General features: G+C 67.8%; 16 protein-coding genes. 5 read left to right on the forward strand and 11 right to left on the reverse strand.

All coding sequences use genetic code 11. The features are described 5' to 3' along the window. Window positions 1-1,896 (forward strand): acyl-CoA synthetase, encoded by a 1,896-nt coding sequence (locus tag PO768_RS04050; protein ID WP_272645001.1) that lies wholly within the window; start codon window positions 1-3, stop codon window positions 1,894-1,896. Between the two features lie 15 nt (window positions 1,897-1,911). On the opposite strand, the gene PO768_RS04055 is transcribed toward PO768_RS04050, so the two are convergent. Then, complete coding sequence (locus PO768_RS04055) at window positions 1,912-2,334, reverse strand: DUF4136 domain-containing protein (RefSeq protein WP_272645022.1); 423 nt, start codon at window positions 2,332-2,334, stop codon at window positions 1,912-1,914. After that, the gene (locus tag PO768_RS04060) at window positions 2,292-2,462 is read right to left on the reverse strand and encodes a hypothetical protein (protein WP_272645024.1); all 171 of its coding nucleotides are present in this window, start codon (window positions 2,460-2,462) and stop codon (window positions 2,292-2,294) included. The genes PO768_RS04055 and PO768_RS04060 overlap by 43 nt, the downstream gene beginning before the upstream one ends. A 374-nt stretch (window positions 2,463-2,836) precedes the next feature. Here PO768_RS04060 and PO768_RS04065 point away from each other — a divergent pair, with 374 nt between their 5' ends. Beyond that, the gene (locus tag PO768_RS04065; RefSeq protein ID WP_272645002.1) at window positions 2,837-3,751 is read left to right on the forward strand and encodes a LysR family transcriptional regulator; all 915 of its coding nucleotides are present in this window, start codon (window positions 2,837-2,839) and stop codon (window positions 3,749-3,751) included. 21 nt (window positions 3,752-3,772) lie between these two features. Here the strand turns inward: PO768_RS04065 and PO768_RS04070 are convergent, their stop codons facing one another. The 7 genes from PO768_RS04070 to PO768_RS04100 all read right to left on the reverse strand — a co-directional run bounded on the left by PO768_RS04070 (window position 3,773) and on the right by PO768_RS04100 (window position 12,040). Continuing rightward, a complete protein-coding gene (locus PO768_RS04070) occupies window positions 3,773-4,228 on the reverse strand; it encodes a MarR family winged helix-turn-helix transcriptional regulator (RefSeq protein ID WP_272645003.1) in 456 nt (151 codons plus the stop codon). Between the two features lie 14 nt (window positions 4,229-4,242). Continuing rightward, window positions 4,243-4,977: an MgtC/SapB family protein gene (locus tag PO768_RS04075; RefSeq protein WP_272645004.1), complete on the reverse strand. Its 735-nt coding sequence runs from the start codon at window positions 4,975-4,977 to the stop codon at window positions 4,243-4,245. A 27-nt stretch (window positions 4,978-5,004) separates the two neighbouring features. Next, entirely contained in the window at window positions 5,005-5,760 is a 756-nt protein-coding gene (locus PO768_RS04080) for a hypothetical protein (RefSeq protein ID WP_272645005.1), read from the reverse strand. Beyond that, window positions 5,709-6,488 carry a patatin-like phospholipase family protein gene (locus tag PO768_RS04085; RefSeq protein WP_272645006.1) on the reverse strand — a complete coding sequence of 260 codons (780 nt, stop codon included), beginning with the start codon at window positions 6,486-6,488 and terminating at the stop codon, window positions 5,709-5,711. Before PO768_RS04085 ends, PO768_RS04080 begins: the two co-directional genes overlap by 52 nt. A gap of 7 nt (window positions 6,489-6,495) precedes the next feature. After that, window positions 6,496-7,845, reverse strand: a complete 1,350-nt coding sequence (locus PO768_RS04090; RefSeq protein ID WP_272645007.1) for a TolC family outer membrane protein — start codon at window positions 7,843-7,845, stop codon at window positions 6,496-6,498. Then, entirely contained in the window at window positions 7,842-10,922 is a 3,081-nt protein-coding gene (locus tag PO768_RS04095) for an efflux RND transporter permease subunit (protein ID WP_272645008.1), read from the reverse strand. Before PO768_RS04095 ends, PO768_RS04090 begins: the two co-directional genes overlap by 4 nt. Next, complete coding sequence (locus PO768_RS04100) at window positions 10,919-12,040, reverse strand: efflux RND transporter periplasmic adaptor subunit (protein ID WP_272645009.1); 1,122 nt, start codon at window positions 12,038-12,040, stop codon at window positions 10,919-10,921. The genes PO768_RS04095 and PO768_RS04100 overlap by 4 nt, the downstream gene beginning before the upstream one ends. Window positions 12,041-12,811: 771 nt before the next feature. Between PO768_RS04100 and PO768_RS04105 the strand changes: the two genes are divergently transcribed. Both PO768_RS04105 and PO768_RS04110 read left to right on the forward strand, forming a co-directional pair. After that, a complete protein-coding gene (locus PO768_RS04105; RefSeq protein ID WP_272645010.1) occupies window positions 12,812-15,667 on the forward strand; it encodes an AAA family ATPase in 2,856 nt (951 codons plus the stop codon). Between the two features lie 111 nt (window positions 15,668-15,778). Continuing rightward, window positions 15,779-17,680 carry a diguanylate cyclase gene (locus PO768_RS04110; protein ID WP_272645011.1) on the forward strand — a complete coding sequence of 634 codons (1,902 nt, stop codon included), beginning with the start codon at window positions 15,779-15,781 and terminating at the stop codon, window positions 17,678-17,680. A 12-nt stretch (window positions 17,681-17,692) separates the two neighbouring features. Here PO768_RS04110 and PO768_RS04115 read toward each other — a convergent pair whose 3' ends face one another. Next, entirely contained in the window at window positions 17,693-19,435 is a 1,743-nt protein-coding gene (locus PO768_RS04115; RefSeq protein WP_272645012.1) for a putative bifunctional diguanylate cyclase/phosphodiesterase, read from the reverse strand. Between the two features lie 2 nt (window positions 19,436-19,437). Further along, a complete protein-coding gene (locus PO768_RS04120; protein WP_272645013.1) occupies window positions 19,438-20,982 on the reverse strand; it encodes a methyl-accepting chemotaxis protein in 1,545 nt (514 codons plus the stop codon). 204 nt (window positions 20,983-21,186) lie between these two features. On the opposite strand from PO768_RS04120, the gene PO768_RS04125 reads away from it, so the two are divergent. Continuing rightward, window positions 21,187-21,801: a TetR family transcriptional regulator gene (locus PO768_RS04125; protein WP_272645014.1), complete on the forward strand. Its 615-nt coding sequence runs from the start codon at window positions 21,187-21,189 to the stop codon at window positions 21,799-21,801. Window positions 21,802-21,803 lie beyond the last annotated feature (2 nt).

Here is a 21,803-nt window from a genome sequence, read left to right on the forward strand (position 1 = left end):
ATGACAAACATCGCCCGCCTGAGCGATCTGCTGGCCATCGAAGCCGAGCCGCCCCCGTCGCTGCCGAGCAGCACCTACGAGATGATCCGCGCCACCGCAGCCACCCATCCTGACGCGCCAGCGCTGTCCTTCTTCGCGCGCGTCGAGGATCATGAGAACGCCCAGGTCTGGACTTATGCCGAGCTGCTCGCGGGCATCCACGCCTGCGCCAATCTGCTGCATGAGCTGGGCGTTGGCCCGGCAGACGTGGTCGCCTTCGCGCTGCCCAATCTGCCGCAGACGCATCTGGTGATCTGGGGGGCGCAGGCCAGCGGCATCGTGTTCCCGATCAATCCGCTGCTGGAGGCGGTGGCCATCGCCGATTTGCTCGTCGCAGCGCAAGCCAAGGTGCTGGTGACCTTGGCGCCTGGCACCGAGCTGTGGCGCAAGCTGCAGCCCGTGCTCGGTGGCGTGCAGAGTCTGCAGCAAGTGGTGCTGCTGGAGCCTAGCGGGGCCGAGCCGGCCGAGGCGACCGAAACCTTGGCGCAAGCCTGCGCCGCGCTGCCCGCGCGGATCGGCGTGCATGGCTTTGCCGCCGGCATCCGCTATCAGCCGAGTGACCGTCTCGTCAGCGGCCGCCAGTTCGAGCCCAATGAGCTGTCCTCCTATTTCTGCACCGGCGGCACCACGGGTGCGCCCAAGATCGCGATGCGCAGGCATCGCAACGAGGTGGCCAATGCCCACGCCGTTGCCCAGCTGCTCGGCGAGGGCATGGGGCCGGGCAGGAACATCTTCTGCGGGCTGCCGCTGTTCCATGTCAACGCGGTGCTGGTCACCGGCCTGCTGCCCTTCTCGCGCGGCGCCCATGTGATTCTCGGCACGCCTCAGGGCTATCGCGACAGCGGCGTTGTCAGCCGCTTCTGGGAGCTGGTGGAGCACCACCGCATCAACTTCTTCAGCGCGGTACCGACGCTATATGCCGCGCTGCTGCAGCAGCCGATGACCGGCCGCGATCTGAGCTCGCTGCAGTACGGCTTGTGCGGCGCAGCGCCGATGCCGGTGGAGCTGATGCGTGGCTTCGAGCAGCGCACCGGGCTGAAGATCCTGGAGGGCTATGGCCTGACCGAGGCCACCTGCGTCAGCAGTTGCAACCCGCCTGAGGGCGAGCACCGCCTGGGCTCGATCGGCCTGCGCCTGCCATGGCAGGCGATGAGGGCCATCGTCTTGAACGAAGCCGGCCACTATGTGCGCGACTGCGAAGTCGGCGAGGCCGGTCTGCTGGTCATCAGCGGCCCCAATGTGTTCGAGGGCTACAAGGTGCCGGAGCACAACAAGGGCCTGTGGGTGGACTGCCGCGACGGTCGGCGCTGGCTCAACACCGGAGATCTGGGTCGCCAGGACGCCGAGGGCTATTTCTACCTGACCGGGCGGCGCAAGGAGCTGATCATCCGCGGCGGCCACAATATCGACCCGGCCAGCATCGAGGGTCCGCTGCACCGGCATCCGGCGGTACAACTGGCCGCCGCCGTAGGCCGCCCCGACGCGCACGCGGGCGAGCTGCCGGTAGCCTACGTGCAGCTCAAGGCCGGCGCCAGCGCGACCGAGGCCGAGTTGCTGGCTTTCGCCAAGCAAGAGATCAGCGAGCGTGCGGCGCTGCCCAAAGCGATCCGGGTGTTGCCGGCCTTGCCGCTGACCGGCGTCGGCAAGATCTTCAAGCCCGAGCTGAAGCAACGTGAGACCGAGGATGCGCTGCGCACGGCGCTGCACGAGGCCGGTGCTGCGGCCGCCGCCCTGGTGGCGGTCAATGATCCGCAGCTCGGCATCCGCATCGAGCTCACGCTGGCAGACCCGGCCGGGGCCGAGATCGCCCGCCGGGTCCTGGGCCGGTTTCCCTTCCGCTACGAGCTGGCGGGCTGACCGGCAGACAGCGGCTTATCGGGAGGCTGCCGCGCTGGCGGCCACGGCCTTCGCCTTGGGCTTGACCGGGAAGCCCTCGAAGACCGCCGCGACCGCTTTCTCGGCCGCACTGCCCGCATCGCGGAGCATCTCGGGGCTGATACGGCCCTCGGCGGTGCTGTGCCAGACGACATCGCGTCGGCGCGCATCGATCAGGTCGATGGCCAGACGCCCCAGACGGTAGTCCTCGGTCTCCACGCCGTCCCTGCCGGGGAAACCTCCGGGCGTGGCGCGCAGCCCCTGCCGCTCCTCGACGACCGCGGCGATATTCACCAGCAGGTCCGGCGCCAATTCGTCGAAGACATAGCCGCGCCGTTCGAGCTGAATGCGCGCGGCGGAGATCAGGCGTCGCTCGATCAGCGAGGCGTGCCGTCGGGCTGCGCCGGCAGGATCGCGAATGTACGGTAGGCATTGAAGTCCGCCGTGGGATCCTGGATACGGGACAAATCGGGCTTGGATGCGCATCCAGCCAGACCCAGGGTCAGGGCAGCAAGTCCGAGCATCAGCGAACGACGTTTGAAGATCATGAAGGAGTTCCTTGTGGGTAGTTGCCGGGCTTGCACCAGGGCATGAGCGCCTAGCAGCCTGTGCTCCGGCCAGTTGAGTTCGGCAGAGCCGGGCGAAGCCGGCCGCATAACGGGGAGCACCAGTGTCTGAGCCCGGTCGGGGCAAGTCGTCTCGGGCCGGTCCCGGCTCGGTATCGCTTGCGTCGGGCCACTGCTGCGGGCCTGACGGTGAACCTCTGGCGCCATAGGGACTGAATCGGGACCGGCCCGAGACGACCCCAGCAAACAGGACTCCGACACTAGATCACACAACTGTGGTCCCGCCCGTCACGACAGGCAGCGCCAAGCAGTGCGCCCGCTGCCTCTTTCCTCTCTTCACTTCACTTCAAACTGTCATGGACAAACTGCGATCGATGAAGGTGTTTGACCATGTGGTGGCCGAGAACGGATTCGCCGCTTGCGCCCGAAAGCTCGGCATCTCACCTGCGGCGGTGACGCGTTTGATCTCCGATCTGGAAGATCATCTGGGCGTGCGGCTGCTTCATCGCACCACCCGCCAGCTTGCGTTGACGCCCGCCGGAGAGGTCTATCTGGATCGCGTGCACGGCATTCTTGAGCAGCTAGAAGAAGCGGAGGAACTGGCCCGCAGCCATGCCCAAGAGATGTCGGGCAGGATTCGCATCTCCTCGCTGCCCGGCATGGCCACCCATCTGGTCGCACCTGCCGTGGCCGAATTCCGGCGCCGCTACCCCAAGGTGACCATCGAGCTGCTGTCCGACATGCAGGCTGCTCGCGCCATCGAGGCCAACGACCTGACGCTGCTGACCGACAACATCGCGGTGCCTTCCGAGACGGTCATCCGCAGCGTGGTCGACACCACATCCATCCTGTGCGCGTCTCCCGACTACCTCGGACAGCACGGTGAGCCTCGCGCGCCACAGGATCTGAGAGCACATGCCCTGCTGCGTTTGAGTTTGCCCGATTTGGATCACAGCTCGCTGCGCCTGATTGACGAGACGGACCAGCACCGCGAAACGACCATCAGCGTGAGTCCCGTGCTCACCTGCAACGACCACGAGGCGGTGCTACGCAGCACCTTGGACGGCGTCGGCATCAGCAGCCAGGCGCTTCAGGTGGCAGCACCGATGCTGCGCACCGGAGAACTTCGGCGCATCCTGGCGCCCTGGATCGCCGAGCGCTTCACGCTGATCGCGGCCTTTGCCAGCCGGCGTCATATGCCGCCGCGCACCCGGGAATTTCTGGACCATCTGATCAATTACGCGGAGCGCTCGAAGGTCGCCGCTGCATGAATGAGGGCAGAACAGGCCAGGCTATTTTGAGGCCGGGCTTGTCGAAACCCCGCCGGATCTTGACGCCAGAAGCCGCAACAAGACACCGCAGACGAACGCCAGCTCCGCAGCATCCACAGCCGAGAACCAGTCGCGCAGCACGGCCGTGACCGCGCCTTGCGTTTCGTCCAGCGCCGATTGGCCGAGCTCCGTGAGCTGCAACTGCACCGAGCGGCGATCGAGGTTGTCGCAGCGCGCCTGGCACAGGCGCTTGGCCAGCAGGCGATCCAGCAGTCGTGTCGTGGCGCCGGCGTCCAGCTGCAGGGCTAGCGAGAGGGAACTCGGCGTCAGGGCCTGACCCTTGCTCAGAATCGCCAACACACGTTGTTGCGCCAGCGTCAACCGGTGCTGACGCAGGCGCTTTTCGATGTCTCTGGCCATGGCGTGCGTGGCCTGTTGCATCAGGGCGGCTGCGGCCCCTGCTTCTTGTTCAAACATTCTCTTCACTCCACTCAGTGGCGCACCGGCGCGATGCTGAAGCTCGCGATGCCTTCGGCGGCCGCAATCTCATCGGCCAGCAAGGCCGGCGCCATCGCGCTGGCGCGGTCCAGCGCGACGACGCAAATGCGCCAGACCGGCCGACCTTCGGCGAAAGTGATGCTGAGACTGTCGCGCAGCAGCCGGTAGCCGCGCGAGGCCGCGATGCCGGACAGGACCTCGTACGAGGGCGGGTGGGTCGGTCGGAAAGTCAGCGAGACCTCCAGCGTCGCCCGCCCGGGCAGCATCGCCTCCAGCCGATGCAGCAGGGACATCGAGAGCATGCACAGCAGGGCCAGCAGCAGCGCCGACGCATAGAAACCCACACCCAGCAGCACGCCGATCGCCGCAGCGGCCCAGATGGAGGCCGCTGTCGTCAGGCCGCTGATATTCATGCCGTCCTTCATGATGACGCCGGCGCACAGGAAGCCGATGCCCGTCACCACGCCCTGCACCACCCGGGTCGGATCGGCCACCAGATGAGGGGCCGTGCCGCCGTACCACAGCGGCGCATGGCCGACGAACACCGTCAGCGCGGTGGACGCCATGCACACCAGCCCGTAGGTGCGCATGCCAGCGGCCCGGCCATTGAAGGAGCGCTCGTAGCCGACCAGCATGCCCAGCAGCAGCGCCCCGATCAGGTTCAGGCCGATGAAGGCATTGGCGGCGAGGAAGCCGCCGCTCCAGTAATGTTGCAGTTGACCGAGCATGGGATCAGCGAATGGGCGGCCAACGCATCATGGCGCCGAGTTCGCATGCGCGACCGGCCCGGTCTCGGCCAGCAGGCGCTGCCGCAGGTGCTGGAAGGCCGGCGACTCGCGCAGCACCTCACGGCCGGCCTTCTGCAGCTCGTGGACCTGGATCGGCAGGACGGTAAGCGCGGTCGGCACAAGCAGCAGGCGGCGGCGCATCTCGGGGTCGCTCAGCTGACGCAAGCCGACGTTGATCACATGGATCTCGGCGTCCGGCGCAAACACACTGCCGGGCCTGGCACGCTCGACCTGGATCGCCTCGTTCATGCGGCGCGCCACATCGTCGACCATCACGGCTGTCTCCTTGCTCAGCCGCGAACCAGCGCCAAACACCAGCGCGTCCAGCACCTGCAGATGGCCGGGGACGCGGTCGCTGCTGTCGATGCGCTCGGCCGTGTCGCGCTCCGAGTTGACGCTGATCAGCACGATATGCCGGACCGATCCCGGCTTCAGGCCCTTGAAACTGGCCTCGAAGCTGCCACCGGCGAGCGTGCGCTCCAGCAGACCGCGCACGCCGAGGTTGTCGACCACGCCACCATCGATGAGATGGATGAAGGGCCGCTCCTTCGCGTCGCGATAGCTGTCGGCGATCAGATCAAGCAGGCGCGCCGATAGGTTGCCACCGGCCAGCGTCGTGGCCGGCGCCGGCTCCGCACAGCTGCCGGCGTGGTTGCGCAGGGTCAGCGGGCTCAAGAGCAGCGGCACCGATGACGAGGCCGCCACCGCAAAGGACAGCGGCACGCTATCAAGATCGGAGCAGATCNCGGGCTCAAGAGCAGCGGCACCGATGACGAGGCCGCCACCGCAAAGGACAGCGGCACGCTATCAAGATCGGAGCAGATCAGCGCAAACTGCTCGGGCGTGAACTCGAAGGGCGCGCCGGTGGTCAGATCGGTGGCCGTGACCAGCAACTGCGGCCGCCGCGCCTGCAGATCGCCGAAGGTCAGGCCGCGAAACACTGGATCGAGCCGCTCGGCAAAGGTGTTGCTGCGCCCCCACCAGGGCGAGCTGAGCTTGTACAAAGTGGCCGGCGACAGCGCGTCGCGGATCAGGCCGGCCTGGAAGTCGGCCAGCAGAAAGTCGCGCTCGAAGCGGGTGAACACCTCGTCACCGAAGGCTGCGTAATAGCTCGCCAGCACGCTGCCGCCCGAGACCCCGCTGATCAGCCCGACCTCGTCGAGCAGGCTGGTCGAGCGGCCTTCCCATTCGAACTGGGTCGCCTTCAGCTCCTGCAAGACCCCGAGCCCGAAGGCCGCCGCGCGCGCCCCGCCGCCCGACAGCGTGACGGCGGCCACAATGGACGGCGACGCTGCGGTCGACGCCGGCGAGAGGGCCGCAGCCCTGGCCGACTGGGCCGCAATCGGCTGGTTGATCCAGGGCCGCGCGGTCGAACAGGCCGCCAGCAGCACGGCAACACACAAAGGCAGCAGCCGTAGGCCCCACCCCGCTGGCCTGATGTCGTTGCGCATCGTCGCCTCAGGGCTTCGCGAGCCAGCTGTTGACGGCTCGCAGCTCTGCGTCGCCGGGCTCGCCGGCCGCCACGGCCAGACGCACGCGCCCCTGCAGATAGTCCAGCCGTGCCTGTACCAGGTCGAGCTCGGCCGCGAAGGCACGCCGCTGGGCGTCCAGCACGTCGAGCTCGGTGCGGGTGCCGACGTCACGGCCCAGCGATGTGGCTTCCAGCGCCGTGCGTGCCGAGACCAGCGACTGCTCGGTGGCGCCGATGCGCGACACCGCAGTCCTGACGCTCAGGTAGGCGTCCTGGACCTGCAGGCGCACATCGCGCTTGGCGGCCGCCAGTGCCTGTTCGGCCTCGCGCCGCAGCGCCAGCGACTCGCGCTCCTTCGAGCTCAGGGCGCCGCCGGCGTACAGCGGCATATTGAATTGCAGTCCGAGATAAGCGCTGCGGTTGTTGTCGGGGGCGACCATCGGCGACAGATCACCGTTTTGTCCTTTGGCCGAGAAGTTGGCAACCAGGTTCAGGCTCGGACGGCCCGAGGACCGGTGCTTCTCGATCTCGGCGCCGGCGATCTCCAGCTGCGAGCGCCGCAGCCGCACCGCCGTGCTCTGCTCCTCGCCCCGGAGCTGCCAGGCCATCAGGCTGTCGGGCTCGGGTGGCGTTGCCGCCTGCCCTGCTGCCAGCGCGGCCAGCCCCTCGGCCGGGACGCCGGTGGTCTCCTGGAACTGGGCGCGCCGCAGCTCCAGCAGGCTGCGCGCCGTGATCTCCTTGCTCAGGATCTGGTCGTAGCGGGCCTGAGCTTCCTGCAGATCGGTGACCTTGCCGCGACCGACCTCGAAGCGGGCCTTGGCACGGTCGCGCTGCATCGCAATCGCCGACTTCTCGGCCAAGGTCACACGCAGGCTCTCCTGCGCCTGCAGCACGCCGAGGTAGGCCTCGGCCACCCGCTGGGCCAGGCCTTGCTGGGCCTGGTCGAACTGCGTCTGGGCCATCGAAGCCTGCTGATGCAGCTGCCGCTTGCCGACGCTGGCCGAGGCGTCGTAGAGCGGCTGCGTCAGCTGCACGGTGGCCTGGCTGACCGTGCCCGAGCTGTTCTCGGGCAGACCCGTGTCCGGGGTGTGATCGCTGAGCCGGCCGAGGCTGGCCTGCAGCGTGACGCGGGGCTTCAGCAGTGCGTCGCCTTGCACCGCCTTCTCGCGGCCGGCCAGCAGCGCCTCATCGGCGGCCAGCTTGGCGGGGTCGTGTCGCAAGGCCTGCTCATAGGCGCCGACCAGATCGAGGACCTCGGCCTGGGCCTGGGTCGCATAGACCTGCAGAGCCAGGGCCATCAGTGCCGCCCAGCGGGCGGTCTTGTACATCCGTTTCATGCCTGTGCTTTCATCGCCGCGGGGGCGTCGATCGGTAGAGGCCGCTTGGCCCGGTAGAAGCTGGCGTAGAGCGCCGGCAGGAAGACCAGGGTCAGCACCGTCGCGACGGCAAGGCCGCCCATGATGGCCCAGGCCATCGGCCCCCAGAAGACTGAGCGGGTCAGCGGCACCATCGCCAGGATGGCCGCCAGTGCGGTCAGCACGATAGGGCGCAGGCGCCGCACGGCCGATTCGACAATGGCCGTCCACAGCGGCGCACCGGCCGCCAGGTCCTGGTCGATCTGCACGACCAGGATCACGGAGTTGCGGATGATCATGCCCGCCAGCGCGATCACGCCCAGCATCGCGACGAAGCCGAAGGGGATCTGGAAGGCCGCCAGGATGGCGCTGACGCCGATCAAGCCCAGCGGCGCCGTCAGCAGCACCAGCACCATCTTCTTCATGTCCTGCAGCTGGAACATCAGCAGCAGCAGCACGGCGATCAGGGTTGCCGGCATCACCGCGTTGATCGACTTCTGTGCCTTCATGCTGGACTCCAGCGCGCCGCCCACGTCCACGCCGTAGCCCATTGGCAGGTCCTTGGCCAGGGCCTCGATCTTGGGCATCAGGGCCAAAGTCACGTCGGGCGCCTCGGCGCCGACGATGTCGGCGCGCACCGTCAGCGTCGGCACGCGGTTGCGGCGCCAGAGCTGGCTATCCTCGCTGTCCAGGGTCAGGCGGGCCACCTGCGAGACCGGCACGAATTTGCCATCGCGCAGATAGATCTTGGCGTCCTTCAAGTTGTTCAGATCGCTGCGCTCGGGCTGCACCAGGCGGGCGACCACGTCGATGCCCTGGTCCGCTTCGCGGTACTGCGTGACCGAGGTGCCCGAGATCGAGGCCTCCAGCGCCTGCTTGATCTGGCGCGAGCTGATGCCCAGCGCGCGCGCCTTGTCTTGATCGACATCGACACGCACCCGTTTGGTCCGCTCGCCCCAGTCGGGATTGACCTGCCGCACATGGGGGTTGGCGCGGACCACGGTCGCGACCCGCGCACCGATCTCGGCGACCTTCTCGAGATCCTGGCCGTAGACGCGGAACTGCACCGGATAGCCGACCGGCGGGCCGTTTTCCAACCGGTTGACGCGGCCGCGCACATTCGGCAGATCATGCTCGAACAAGCCCTGGATCTTGGCCAGCACGCGCTCGCGCGCCTCGCCGCCCTGGGTCATGACCATGATCTCGCCGAGGTTCAGATTGGGCGTCTGCGCGTCCAGCGGCAGATAAAAGCGCGGGCTGCCGTTGCCGATATAGCTGGTCACGGCGACCACGTCCTTGTCACCCTTCAGCGCCGCCTCCAGACGCTCCACCTCTCGGGCACTGGCTTCGAAGGTAGAGGCTTGCGGCATCCACAGATTGACCATCAGCTCGGGCCGGTCGGAAGCCGGGAAGAACTGCTGGGGCACCAGCTTGAACAGCGCGATCGAACCGACAAAGGCCGCCAGTGTGATGGCGATGACCCAGCGCCGCTGCACCAGGCAGAAGTCGACGAAACGGCGAAAGCGCAGATAGAAGCCCTTCTGGTAAACCGCATCTTCGTCATGGTCGGCGTGGGCATGCTCTTTCAGCAGCTTGAAGCCGAGATAGGGCGTGAACACCACAGCGACGATCCATGACAGCACCAGCGAGATGCCGACCACCTGGAACAGCGAATACACATACTCCCCGGTGCCCGACTTCGCGAAGCCGACCGGCAAGAAGCCGGCGGCCGTGATCAGCGTGCCCGTCAACATCGGGAAGGCGGTCGCGGTGTAGGCATAGGTCGCGGCGCGGAACTTGTCCCAGCCCTGTTCAAGCTTGAGCTGCATCATCTCGACCGCGATGATGGCGTCATCGACCAGCAGGCCCAGCGCAATGATCAGCGCCCCTAGCGAGATGCGCTGCAGATCGATGCCCAGCAGATACATCGACAAGAATGTCAGCGCCAGCACCAGCGGGATGGACAGCGCGACGACCAGGCCGGCGCGCATGCCCAGCGAGAAGAAGCTGACCGCCAGCACGATGATGACGGCCTCGGCCAGGCTGGTCTTGAACTCGGCCACCGACTCCGCAACGACACGGGGCTGGTCGCTGACCGCGTGGATCTCGACGCCGACAGGCAGGCTGGCCTTGACGCGCTTGACGGTCGCGTCCAGTTCCTCGCCCAGGTGGATGACATCGCCGCCCTTGCGCATGCTGACGGCCAGACCGACCGCCTCTACGCCGTTGAAGCGCATCTTGACGACGGCCGGGTCGATGAAGCCGCGCCTGACATTGGCGATGTCGCCGAGCCTGAAGCTGCGGTTGCCGGCCTGGATGCCGATGTCGCGGATGCCCTCGACCGAATCGAATTCGCCGCTCACCGTCAGCCGCACCTGCTCGCCGACGGTCTGCACCGTGCCGGCGGCCGCGACCGCATTGGTCTGCGCCAGCGTCGTGGCGATCAGCGCGGGGTCGATGCCCAGCGACGCGAGCTTGGCATTGGAGATCTCGACATAGATCTTCTCGTCCTGCTTGCCGACCAGGTCGACCTTGTTGACGTCGCCCACGCGCAGGAATTCATTGCGGGCCGCGTCGGCGAACTGGCGCAGCTGCGCATTGCTGAAACCGTCGCCGGTCAGCGCATACATATTGCCGAAGGTGTCGCCGAACTCGTCATTGAAAAACGGCCCCTGCACCTCGCGCGGCAGCGTGTGGCGGATGTCGCCGACCTTCTTGCGCACCTGGTACCAGACGTCGGGCACGTCCTTGGGCGCGGTCGAGTCGCGCAGATTGACCTTGATCTGGGTCTCGCCGGGGCGCACATAGGTGGCCGTGTAGTCGATCTCGGCGATCTCCTGCAGCTTCTTCTCGATCTTGTCGGTGACCTGGTCGGCCATCTGCTGCGAGGAGCTGCCGGGCCAGTAGGCCTGCACGACCATGGTCTTGATCGTGAACTCCGGGTCTTCCTTCTGGCCCAGGCTGCCGTAGGCGAGCACGCCGGCGACGGTCAGCAGCATCAGCAAGAAGGCAACCATCTGCTGGTGCTTGAGCGCCCATTCGGACAGATTGATCTTCATTTGCCGCCTCCCGAAGATGCGGCCGCGTCAGCCGTCTCAGCAGCCGCAACCGGCGGCTTGACACGCTGGCCGGGCTGCAGCATGTGCACGCCGGCCGTGACGACGGTCTCGCCGCCGTTGAGCCCCGACGCGACCAGGACGCTGTCGGCCTCGGCGCTGCCCAGCGCCACCTGGCGCAGGCCGACCCGCGAGGACTTGGGGTCGACGATCCAGACATGGCGCTGGCCGTCGCGGTCGAGAATGGCCGTCAGCGGCAGGCGGATGGCGCTGGCGCCCTCGACATTGCTGACCAGCACCGAGGCCGTCATGCCCAGGCGCAGCAGTTGCGGATCGGCGTTGCGGATCGCGATGCGCGCCGAGTAGGTGCGGGTGACGCTGTCGGTGCCGGGTGCGAGTTCGCGCAGCTCACCGTTCCAGCTGCGGCCGGGATGGGCCCAGACCGACACCTGCATGCCGCGCGCCTGGCGCAGCTCGTCCAGACGCGACTCGGGGATGCTGATCGCCACCTCGCGATCGCCGTCGGCCGCCAAGGTGACGACCGACTGACCCGCCGCGACGACCTGACCGGCCTCGGCCGTGATCGCCGTCACGACGCCGTCGCGATCGGCCGTCAGCACCGTGTAGCCGCGCTGGTTCTCTTGCGCCTGGCGCTGGGCCAGCGCGGCACGCAGCTGGGCCTCGGCCTGGTCGAGGGCCAGCTTTTGCTGGTCCAACTCGGCGCGCGAAGCGAACTGGCGGGCCAGCAGCGCCTCGGTACGCTGCAGATCGATACGGGCCTGCGCGACCCGGCTCCTCGCCGCATCGACATCGGCCCCTGCTGCGACCACCTGCAACACCTCCTGCTCGGGGCTCAGGCGCATCAGCGGCTGGCCGCGCTTGACCGCGCTGCCCACCTCGACGAGCCGCGCTGCGATCTTGCCTGCCGTGCGAAAGCCGAGCCGGCTCTCGTAGCGCGCGACGACCTCCCCCGAGTAGCGGGCGCCGACCGTGCCGGCGCTGCGGCCAGCGACGATGCTCTGCACCGGACGGATCTCTTCATAAGGCTCGGCTTCGTGGCGCTGGCAGCCCGCCAGCAAGCCGGCCATGGCCAGGGGCGCGAGGGCCCATTGAACTCTCATTGCGGTTCTCCTTGTTTGCATGACTACTTGACGGCGTAGCCGCGGCCGGCCATGCAGGCCGCCAGTGCTCGCACATAGGTGGGGCTCTGCGTTTCGCCAGTACCTGCTTGCTGCTGGCGCGGGGCCAGCTGTTGCAAGGCCTCGTCTATCGCAGTGTTTGCCTGCGCTTGCGACAGTTCCGGCGGGCGCGGTGGCGCGGGCAGTCCGGGAATGGTCGGCAAGGTGGGCAGGGCCGGCAACCTGGCCGCCGCTGCAGACCGGCTAGCCGCGATACTGCTCGGCACGCTGGCAGCGGACGCTGCGGCCGTTGCGGCGGACGTGCCAGCCGTCTGCGTGGCCCATTGATTGCACTCGTCCCTGTCCTTGCGCTGCTGTTCTGCAGATTGGCCCTGGGCGGGGTAGCTCACGATGTCCGGCGCTTGCGCCTGAGCGACGGCCGCTGCGAGCGCGACTAACAAGGTCATTCGGGTCCTCATGGTGCGGGTGCCTCGGCTTGGCCAGGCCCGGCACGCAGCTCGGCGCCATGCCGGGTCAGCCACCCAATCAGAGCGTGGGCGCTGGTAAAGTCTGTCCAGGCGCCGCTCGCGACATGTTCAATGCGGCCCATCAGCAGGCCCTCTGCCGGGCAGGCATCGCGGTGTAGCCGCAGCACATAAGCGCCAGCGGCCGGATGATTCGGGTGTGGGTTCAGCGTCATGCCCTGCAGTGTCGGGACCGGCGGCCCGCAAGTCGTCTTGAGACGGTCTCGATTCGGTATTGATCACAGCTCGAATGAACGAAGAAAACCCCTTGCAGGCCCGGTTCGGCCGATTCCAGATCGACGAGGCCGAGGCGCGGCTGGAGCGCGACAAAGCCAGCGTCGAGCTGGCACCGCGGGCCTTCCAGGTGCTGTGCGAGCTGGTGCGCCGGGCCGGCCAGTTGGTCAGCAAGGAGACCTTGCTGGACGCCGTCTGGGGCCATCGTCATGTCAACGAGGCGGCGCTGAAGAATCTGGTCAGCCAGCTGCGCCAGGCACTCGGAGACGATGCCCAGGAGCCGGTCTATATCCAGACCGTCTCGCGACGTGGCTACCGCTTTATCGCTCCGCTCGGCGAACCGTCAGCTGTGCCCACAATTGCCCCGGCCGACCCGGCCGGCGATTGGCTGGTCGGCCGTGCTGCGGTGCTGGCCCAACTGCGGGACGCCCTGGACGCCGCGCGCGGCGGGCAGCGCCAGCTGGTCTTCATCGTCGGCGAGGCCGGCATCGGCAAGAGCAGTCTGGTGGAGCGCTTCGCGGCAACCGCCGGTGTGCGGCAGGCGCTCGGCCAGTGCGTCGAACATTACGGCGTGGCCGAGCCCTATCTGCCGGTGCTGGAGGCACTGAACTCGTTGTGCCGCTCGGACAGCGGCGCGGCGGCACTCGTACTGATGCGCCGGGTAGCGCCCACCTGGCTCCTGCAGCTGCCCTGGTTCGTCAGCGACGAGGACAGACGGGAATTGCAGCGCGAGGCCGCCGGTGCGACCCAGGACCGCATGCTGCGCGAGTTCGGCGAGCTGGTCGATCGGGCCAGCGCCGAACAGCCGCTGTTGCTGATGTTGGAGGATCTGCAGTGGAGCGACCACGCCACGGTCCAGCTGCTCGGCTACCTGGCGAGGCGGCGTGGCGGCAGCGGCGCCTTGATGCTGATCGGTACCTTCAGGCCCGCCGAGCTGATACTGCAGGAGCATCCGCTGGCAGCCCTGCGGCAGGAGCTGCGCCCCCGCCGGCTGTGCCTGGAGATCGATCTCGAATTCCTGTCCGAAGCGGACCTGGGCGACTTGCTGCAAGCCCGTCTCGGGCAGGCCGCGCCCGAAGCCTTCGTACGTGTGCTGCATTCCCACACGCTGGGGCTGCCGCTGTTCGTCGATGCTGTGGTCGAGGAACTCCGGGCCAGCGGCAAGCTCGTCCCGAGCGCGACCGGCTGGAACTTCCCCGACCTGGACACGCTGACCGTGCCGCGCGGCATCGCCGGCGTCATCGCGGGCCAGATCGCCCGTCTGCCGGCGGAGCAGCAACGCGTGCTGGGCGCCGCCAGTGTCGGCGGGGTCGACTTCCTGCACCTGCCGCTGGCCGAGGTCGCGCTGCTTCCGCCCGAGCAGGTGCAGACGCTGCTGGAGGACGCCGCCGGCCGACTGCCCTGGCTGGGTTGCAGCGGCGCCCGGGCCCTCCCCGACGGCCGCATCGCGGCCCGCTACGCCTTCGCCCATGCCCTCTACCGGCAGGTGCTCTACGAGCGCTTGCCGGCGCTGCAGCGCATGCAATGGCACCGGCAATGGGCCGGAGCCCTGGCCGCTGCGCATGCCAACAACCCCGGCGAGATCGCGGCCGAACTGGCGCTTCACTTCGAGCGCGGCGAAGCGCCGCTGGACGCTGCGGCGCAACACGCCGTCGTCGCGGCCAGAGCCATGGCCCTGGGCGCGCCGAGCGAAGCGCTGCAAGCCGCCCGGCAAGGGCTGCAGCTGGCAGCCGGCCGCATGGAGCCGGCGCTTGAGCAGGATCTGCGCTCGCTGGAAGCCGTCGCGCTGACACGCCTGCATGTCTTGAGCGCGCCCGAGGTGGGTGCCGCGTTCGAGCGCGCACGCGCACTCGGACCCACGCAAGGCCCGGGCTGGCAGCGCACCTTGCAAGGCTGCTGGTGGGTCCACTTCGCCCGCGCCGAGTTCGCGCAAGCCCGCACGCTGGCCGCCGAGATGCAGGCCCTGGCCACGCAGCGTGCCGATCCGGCCCTGCGTCTGGCGGGGTTGAACGCGATGGGCATCGTGCAGCTGTGCATGGGCGAGTTCGACGCGGCACGGGCGCAACTGGAGAGCGCCATCGACGCCCACGCCAGCCTGCCGGCCGGGCTGACGCCGACGAACTTTGTCCAGGACCCCGGTGTCGAAGCTGTCTGGGCACTGGTGCTGGTCTACTGGATCACCGGCCAGCCAGGGCGAGCGCGCCAGCTGGCCGAGCGTGCAGTGGCGCAGGCCGCAGCCAGCCACCATCCGCTGAGCGAAGCGATGGCCCTGTATGCGGCCGCCATCCTGCACAGCCTGGCTGAAGAATTCGAGACCGCCTACGCATTGACTGAGCGGCTCTATGCGCTGGTGCGCGACCAGTCGCTGCCCGAGGCACGCAGCGGTTTTGCCTGGCTGCATGGCCACGCCTTGGTGGCGCTGGGCCGCGACGACGAGGGCCTGGACGAGATGCGCGCCGCCGCACGCCATGCGCGCCAGCTGGGCATGCTGACCGGGCTGGGCGGCTTCCACTATCACTATGCTCAGGCCTGTCGCCTGATAGGCCTGCAGGATGAGGCCCAGGCATCCGTCGTGCAGGGTCTCGCCCACGCCGAGGCTGTCGGCGAACAGACCGTCCTGGTGCTGCTGCTGGGCCTGCAGGCCGAGATCGAGATGGCGCACGGCGAGACGGATGCGGCAGCTGCCAGTTGGCAGCGCGCCATAGCCACCGCGCGTGCGCAAGGGGCCCTATTCCACGAACTGCAGGTTTTGGCCTCGGCCCAGGCTCACGCGGCGCCGGCCGCCGACCCGGAACGGCTCAGGAAGCTGCTGGCCGTCTACGACCTCGACGCCAGCCCGGTCGTCGCGCGAGCCCGGGCGCTGCTCGCCTGAGCCCCTTGCTCTGCATATGCCTAGCGCAAAGCTGTACGAGCCGGTGCTGCAGGCGCGACAATGAGTCACCCCGAGTCCGGGTTCAGAGGCTTGCGGCGAAACCCCACCACTATGGACTCCCTGAAGCTGCGGCTGGCCATGGCCAGCGCCTTGCTGATCGCGCTGAGCGTGGCGATCACTGTCTTCCTCTCGGTGCGCGAGGTACAGAACCGCACCGAGCAAACCATCATCGGGTCCAACCTCGGTGCGGCGCAGTTCGCGACCACGCTGTCGGCCAACGTCGCCGAGCACCAGCGGGCGCTGGCCGCTGCGGCCCGGGGCTGGCCAAGGGGGCAAGCGGCCGATCCGGATCAGATTCGATCCTTCCTGGGCCGCCAGGAGGTGTTGCGCATGTTGTTCGATGAACTGCGCATCGTGCCGAGCGGTAGCCTGCCGGCCGGCCGCTATGGCGAGCCGCAAGTGCTGCTACCGCCCGCCGACGCCGCGAGCGACGCCCAGATGTCCAGCGTCGTGTTGCTCCGCCCCTTGCCGGTCGGGCAGGCGCAGCCGCCGATGCTGGCCGGTGTACTGAAGCTGCGCGCCTCCAATTTTCTGTCCGGCATGGCCCAGACCGCCAAGCTCGACGAGCTGCGCATCCGCACCGTCGTCGCCAACCAGCAGGGCCGGGTGCTGGCCCATGCGGATGAGCAGCGCTTGATGAGTCTGGTCGACGACGATCCCGAGCTGAAGCAGGCCGTGGCCCGCTGGCGCCAGCAGGGCAGCCCGCTAGAGCCGGCGCCCTGGACCGAGCGCTACGGCGAGCGCTTCGTCGCGATGGCCGCAGTGCCGGGCACCGACTGGGTGGTGTTCCGCCTCGGCGAGACCGAGGCCCTATTCGGCGAGGCCGGCAAAGCGATCACGCGCACCGTCGCGCTCGGCATTGGTGTGGGCCTGACCGGGGCGCTCGCCATCTTCGGCTTCACGGCCTGGCTGCTGCGTCCGCTGGGTGCTTTGCGCCAGCGGGCTTTGCTGGTCGTGGACCCGGCACAGCCTCCAGCGCAGGGCTGGCCGGACGCAGGCGGCGAGGTCGGCGAGCTCTCTCGCGTGCTCAAGCATGTCAGCGAGCAGCTGGCAGCCAGTCGGGCCAATATCGAGCAGTCGCTGAAGATGATGCAGGCGGTGATGGCGCATGCCCCGGTCGGCATTGCTTTCACCAGCGAGCAACGCATCGAACTTGCCAGCAGTCAGTTCGAGCAGATGCTCGGCTATGGCCAGGGCGAACTGAACTTTCACTGGGGCGAGCTGCTGGCACCCGAGGCCGCGCATGATGCGCTGCGTGAGGAGGCCGAGGCGACCTTTTTGCAGGGCCGGACCTTCGAGGCCGAACTGCCGCTGTGCCGCCGCGACGGCTCGACGCTGTGGGCCCATGTGCACGGCGCGGCGATCCTCGGCGCCCAGCGTCGCACGATCTGGATCGCCTCGGACGCAACCGACGCCCGCCGGCAACGGGAGGGCCTGGAATGGCGTGCGGCGCATGACCCGCTCACCGAGCTCGTCAATCGCCGCGAGTTCGAGCGACAACTGGGCCAACTGGTGGCCGACCGACGGCGTCGAGAGGCGGCGTGCGCCTTGTTCATCGACCTGGATCACTTCAAGCAGGTCAATGACGGCGCCGGACACGCGGCCGGTGACACCATCCTAAAGAAAGTAGCCCAGGTGCTGCGCGACAGCGTGCGCGCCGGCGACACGGTGGGTCGGCTGGGAGGGGATGAGTTTGCGGTGCTGCTGCCCGCTTGCGGCCTGGACCGGGCCTTGCTGATTGCTGAGCAGATGCGTTACGGAGTCGCGCTCGAAGGCGTGTGCGAGAGCGATCCGACGCTGCGCGTGACGGCGAGCATCGGTGCCGTCGAGATCGACGCCAGCCATCGCTCGCTCGCCGAGGTGCTGGAGGCAGCCGACCAGGCCTGCTATGCGGCCAAGCATGCGGGCCGCAATGTGGTGTGCAGCGCCATCGTGCGAGGTGAAGGCGACTGAAGCTGCGCCAGCTCAGACCAGCGCGGCGTTGTCGGTCCCGATCAGACGGTCCAGGTCCTCGGCGCTCATCGGCCGGCCAGTCAGGTAGCCCTGGAAACTGGTGCAGCCGCAGGCCAGCAAGCGCTCGCGCTGGCTCGGGGTCTCGACGCCTTCGGCGATCACCGACAGGCCAAGCACCCGGCACATCTCGACCATGCCGCGCACCAGCACCTCGTCGCGCGCGCTGCGATCAATCTCGACGATGAAGCTGCGGTCGATCTTCAGCTGATCCAGCGGCAGTTCGCGCAAGTAGGCCATCGAGGAGTAGCCGGTGCCGAAATCGTCCAGCGACAGGCTGACGCCCATGCGCTTGATAGCCGAAAGTTTCTGCGCCAGATCGCTGAGGTCGACGGTCAGTACGCTCTCGGTCAGCTCCAGCTTCAGGCGGCGCGGGTCCGCCCCGCTGACCGCCAGGGCCCGTGACACGGTGGCCACGAACTCCGGGTCGCGAAACTCGGTCGCGCTGATATTGATCGCGATCGACAAGACCGCTGTGTGCCGGTGGCGTCGCCAGGCGGCCAGCATGTCGCAGGCCTGCAGCAGCACCCACTGACCGATCTGGATGATGAAGCCACTCTGCTCGGCCAAGGGGATGAAGTCGGCCGGCGACACCGTGCCGCGGCTCGGATGGCGCCAGCGCAGCAGCGCCTCGGCGCCCAGCACATCACCCCATTCGTCCACCTGCGGCTGGAAGACCAGTGCCAGCTCCTGGCGTCGCAGCGACAGACGCAGATCATTCAACCGGCCGGCGCGCAAGGCGGCCGAGCGCCCCATCTCGGCATCGTAGAAGCGGTAGGTATCGCGCGACTCCGATTTCGCCTGCTGCATCGCCAGCTCCGCATGTGCCAGCAGGGCCTCGGGCGCCTCGCGGCCGTCGCGGATCAGCAGCACGCCCAGGCTGGCGCTGGTCCGGTACTCATGGCCGGCAAGCTGGTGCTCGCAGCGCAGGCGATGGAGAAGCCGCTGGCACCATTGCGCCGCCTCCAGCTGGGCCATATCGGCGTCGGCGTCGAGATCCGGGATCAGCATCGCAAACTCGTCGCCCCCCATTCGGGCGACCAGGCCCTGCGAAACCAGGCACTCCTTGAGTCGCTCCCCGGTCGCCCGCAGCAGCGCGTCGCCGCCGGCATGGCCCAAGGTGTCGTTGACGCTCTTGAAGCGATCAATGTCGGCAAAGATCAGTGCCGCATGGCCGCCCTGCTTCGCAAACCGGCTGTGCAGCTGTGCCAGCTGATCCAGCAGCAGGCGGCGGTTGGGCAGACCGGTCAGGGCGTCGTAGTAGGCCAGCCGCTCAATGTGCGACTCGGCCTCCTTTTGCTCGGAGATGTCGCGGACCAGACCGACATAGCTCAGCTGCCCATCGCGCTCGATAGCCGACAACGACAGCTGGATCGGGAAGACAAGGCCGCATTTGTGCTGGCCGAAGGTCTCGCGCCCCACGCCGATGACACGGGCTTCGCGCGTCGACTCGTAGCGCGCCATATAGCCGCCGTGCTGCGCCCGGTCGGGCGCGGGCATCAGCAGCGAGACATTCCTACCAATCACCTCCTGTGCGTCGTAGCCAAAGATGCGTGTGGCGGCGCGGTTGAACGAGGTCATCAAGCCCTGCGAGTCGGTCGTGATGATCGCTTCAAGCACGTTGTCGAGGATGGCCTGTCCGTGCTGCGCGGCTTCGACCGGATCGAGGACAAGGGCTGGGCGCGTGGGATGATTCATGTCTAGGTCCGGAAAAGACTGACCGAGGAGGCCAGGGTTCTGGCTTGGCCGGAGAGCGAGTCTGCGGAACTGGAAAGTCGATCGACCAGCATCGAGTTGCGCTGGGTCATATCGTCCAGCGATTCGACGGCCGCGCTGATCTCGGAGATGGCCTGCAACTGCTCTCGGCTGGCACGGTGGACGCCATCGACAAGCTGGCGCAGCTGGGTCGCTGCCGAGGCCGTATCGCTGATGGCAGCAGCCGCGCCGCCGACCTCGGAGACCCCGGCCGCCACCCGCTTCTGCGAGCCCTGGCTCAAATCCTTGATCTCACGGGCGGCGGCCGTGGTCCGCGCCGCCAGCGCCCTGACCTCCTGGGCGACGACAGCAAAGCCCTTGCCCTGCTCGCCGGCCCGCGCCGCCTCGACGGCCGCATTCAAGGCCAGGATATTGGTCTGGAAGGAGATCGCGTCGATGACCTGGGTGATGTCCGAGATCTTCGCAGTGGCTTCGTTGATGTCACGCATGGTCGCGCGCATATGGTCGACGCTGGTCGTGCTACGCAGCGCCACCGCCAGGGTCTGCTCGGCCAGGCTGGCGCCTTGCTCGGCCGCCTGGACGTTGTGCCGCACGGTCTCTGTCAGCTGCTTGAGCGCAGCGGCGGACTGCTGCAGGCCGGCCGCCTGCGCATCGGTGCTGATGGACAGCGACTCCTTGCCCGCGACAACGGCGGCCACCACTTCTTCCATCGCCACCACTTCCGAGCGTGCATCACCGACCATGCCCTGCAAATTGACGCTGAGCTGGCCCAGCGCACGCTCCAACTGCCCGATCAGCCGACCGCCGTTCACCGCCAGCCTCCGACTGAAGTCTCCCGCTGCGATGCCGCTGGCAAAGCTCGACAGTGTGCGCAGCGGCGCCTCCAGCCATCGCTGCTGGACCAGCGTCGCCAGCAGGGTCAGCGGCAGCGCCACGAGCATCGCGATGTCGATGCCAAAACCGGCGCCAAGATTGGCGGCCACCAATGTGGCCAGCACGGCGGGCACAGCCACTGCCATCCGGCGCAGCTGAGTCGCAGCTCGTTGCGCGAGCCCCGACCAGCCGGTGCGCCGCAGCTGGCCGTGCTGAATCACAAAGGGCGGGCGCAGGCCTCGGGACTCATCGGCGCGCAGCCTGGCGTAAAGTGCCTCCACCTCGGCCACCTCGGCCCGACCCGGCACCGTCCGCACCGACAAATAGCCGATGGCCCGCCCTTCGTCCAGCAGCGGCGTCACATTCGCGCGCACCCAGTAATGATCACCGTTCTTGCGGCGATTCTTGACCAGCATGGTCCAGGGCATGCCGCTCTGGATCGTGCGCCACATATCGGCAAAAGCCATCGCCGGCATGTCGGTATGGCGGATCAAGTTATGCGGCTGCCCCAGCAGTTCCTCGCGCGTGAAACCGCTGGCCTGTGCAAAGGCGGCATTGCAATGCGTGATGCGCCCCTTCAGGTCCGTGGTCGACATCAAACTCTGTCCGGGGGGCAGCAGGTACTCGCGCCCGGTCGTGGGGCCGTTGTTTCTCATCAGATGTCCTCTTGCTTGGTGCTGCGCTGCGGCGCTCGGGTGCCAGTTGGCATGCGCCGCAGTGTGGCGCGCAGCGCCCCGCAGAGTCGTCTCGATATGGTCTCGGCTGGGTATCGATCCGCGCAGCGGACCGCTATCGACTCGATAATTTCCAGGTCAGACCAGCCCAGCAGCGCCCATGAACGCAACCGGAGTTTTGCCAGCGTGAAACGCACAGCCATTGAAGCCCAACAGACGCGCCAGCAGATCTTGCTCGCAGCGGTGGAGGTGTTCGCGGAGCAAGGCTATGGGTCTGCCGGACTGACGGAGATCGCCGCGCGCGCAAAGGTCACGCGCGGCGCGGTCTACTTCCACTTCAAGGACAAGACGGATGTATTCGCGGCCGTCTGCCGCCTGGTCGCCTGGGGTTCAAATTCGGCCGAACACCAAGACGGCGCCGAGTCGCCGCTGGAGCGCCTGCGCGAGCTGATGACCGCCTGGATCGCGGACCTCGACCAGGATGGGCTGAAGCGCCACATCCTTGACCTGCTTCTGCACAAGACCGAATGGACAGCCGCCAACGAGGACTTCAGGGCAGAGCTTCGCAGCGCCAACGACCAGCACCGACGCCAGATCGAAGCCGTCCTAGCGCAAGGAGTTGCCGAAGGCGAAATCTCCCTGCCCTCGAATCTCAGCGTGGAGCAGGCGAGCAAGGCGCTGAAGGCGGCACTGCTCGGGATGGTGTCTTTCAAGCTGCGTCACCCTCAGAGCGTTGAGCTCGGGCAAGCCATGGCGTGGCTCACGGACGCGTTTAGTCGCCCCACCGCACTTGAACAATGAAA

It is taken from the genome of Paucibacter sp. XJ19-41 (assembly GCF_028462495.1).
Lineage (GTDB): Bacteria > Pseudomonadota > Gammaproteobacteria > Burkholderiales > Burkholderiaceae_C > Roseateles_E.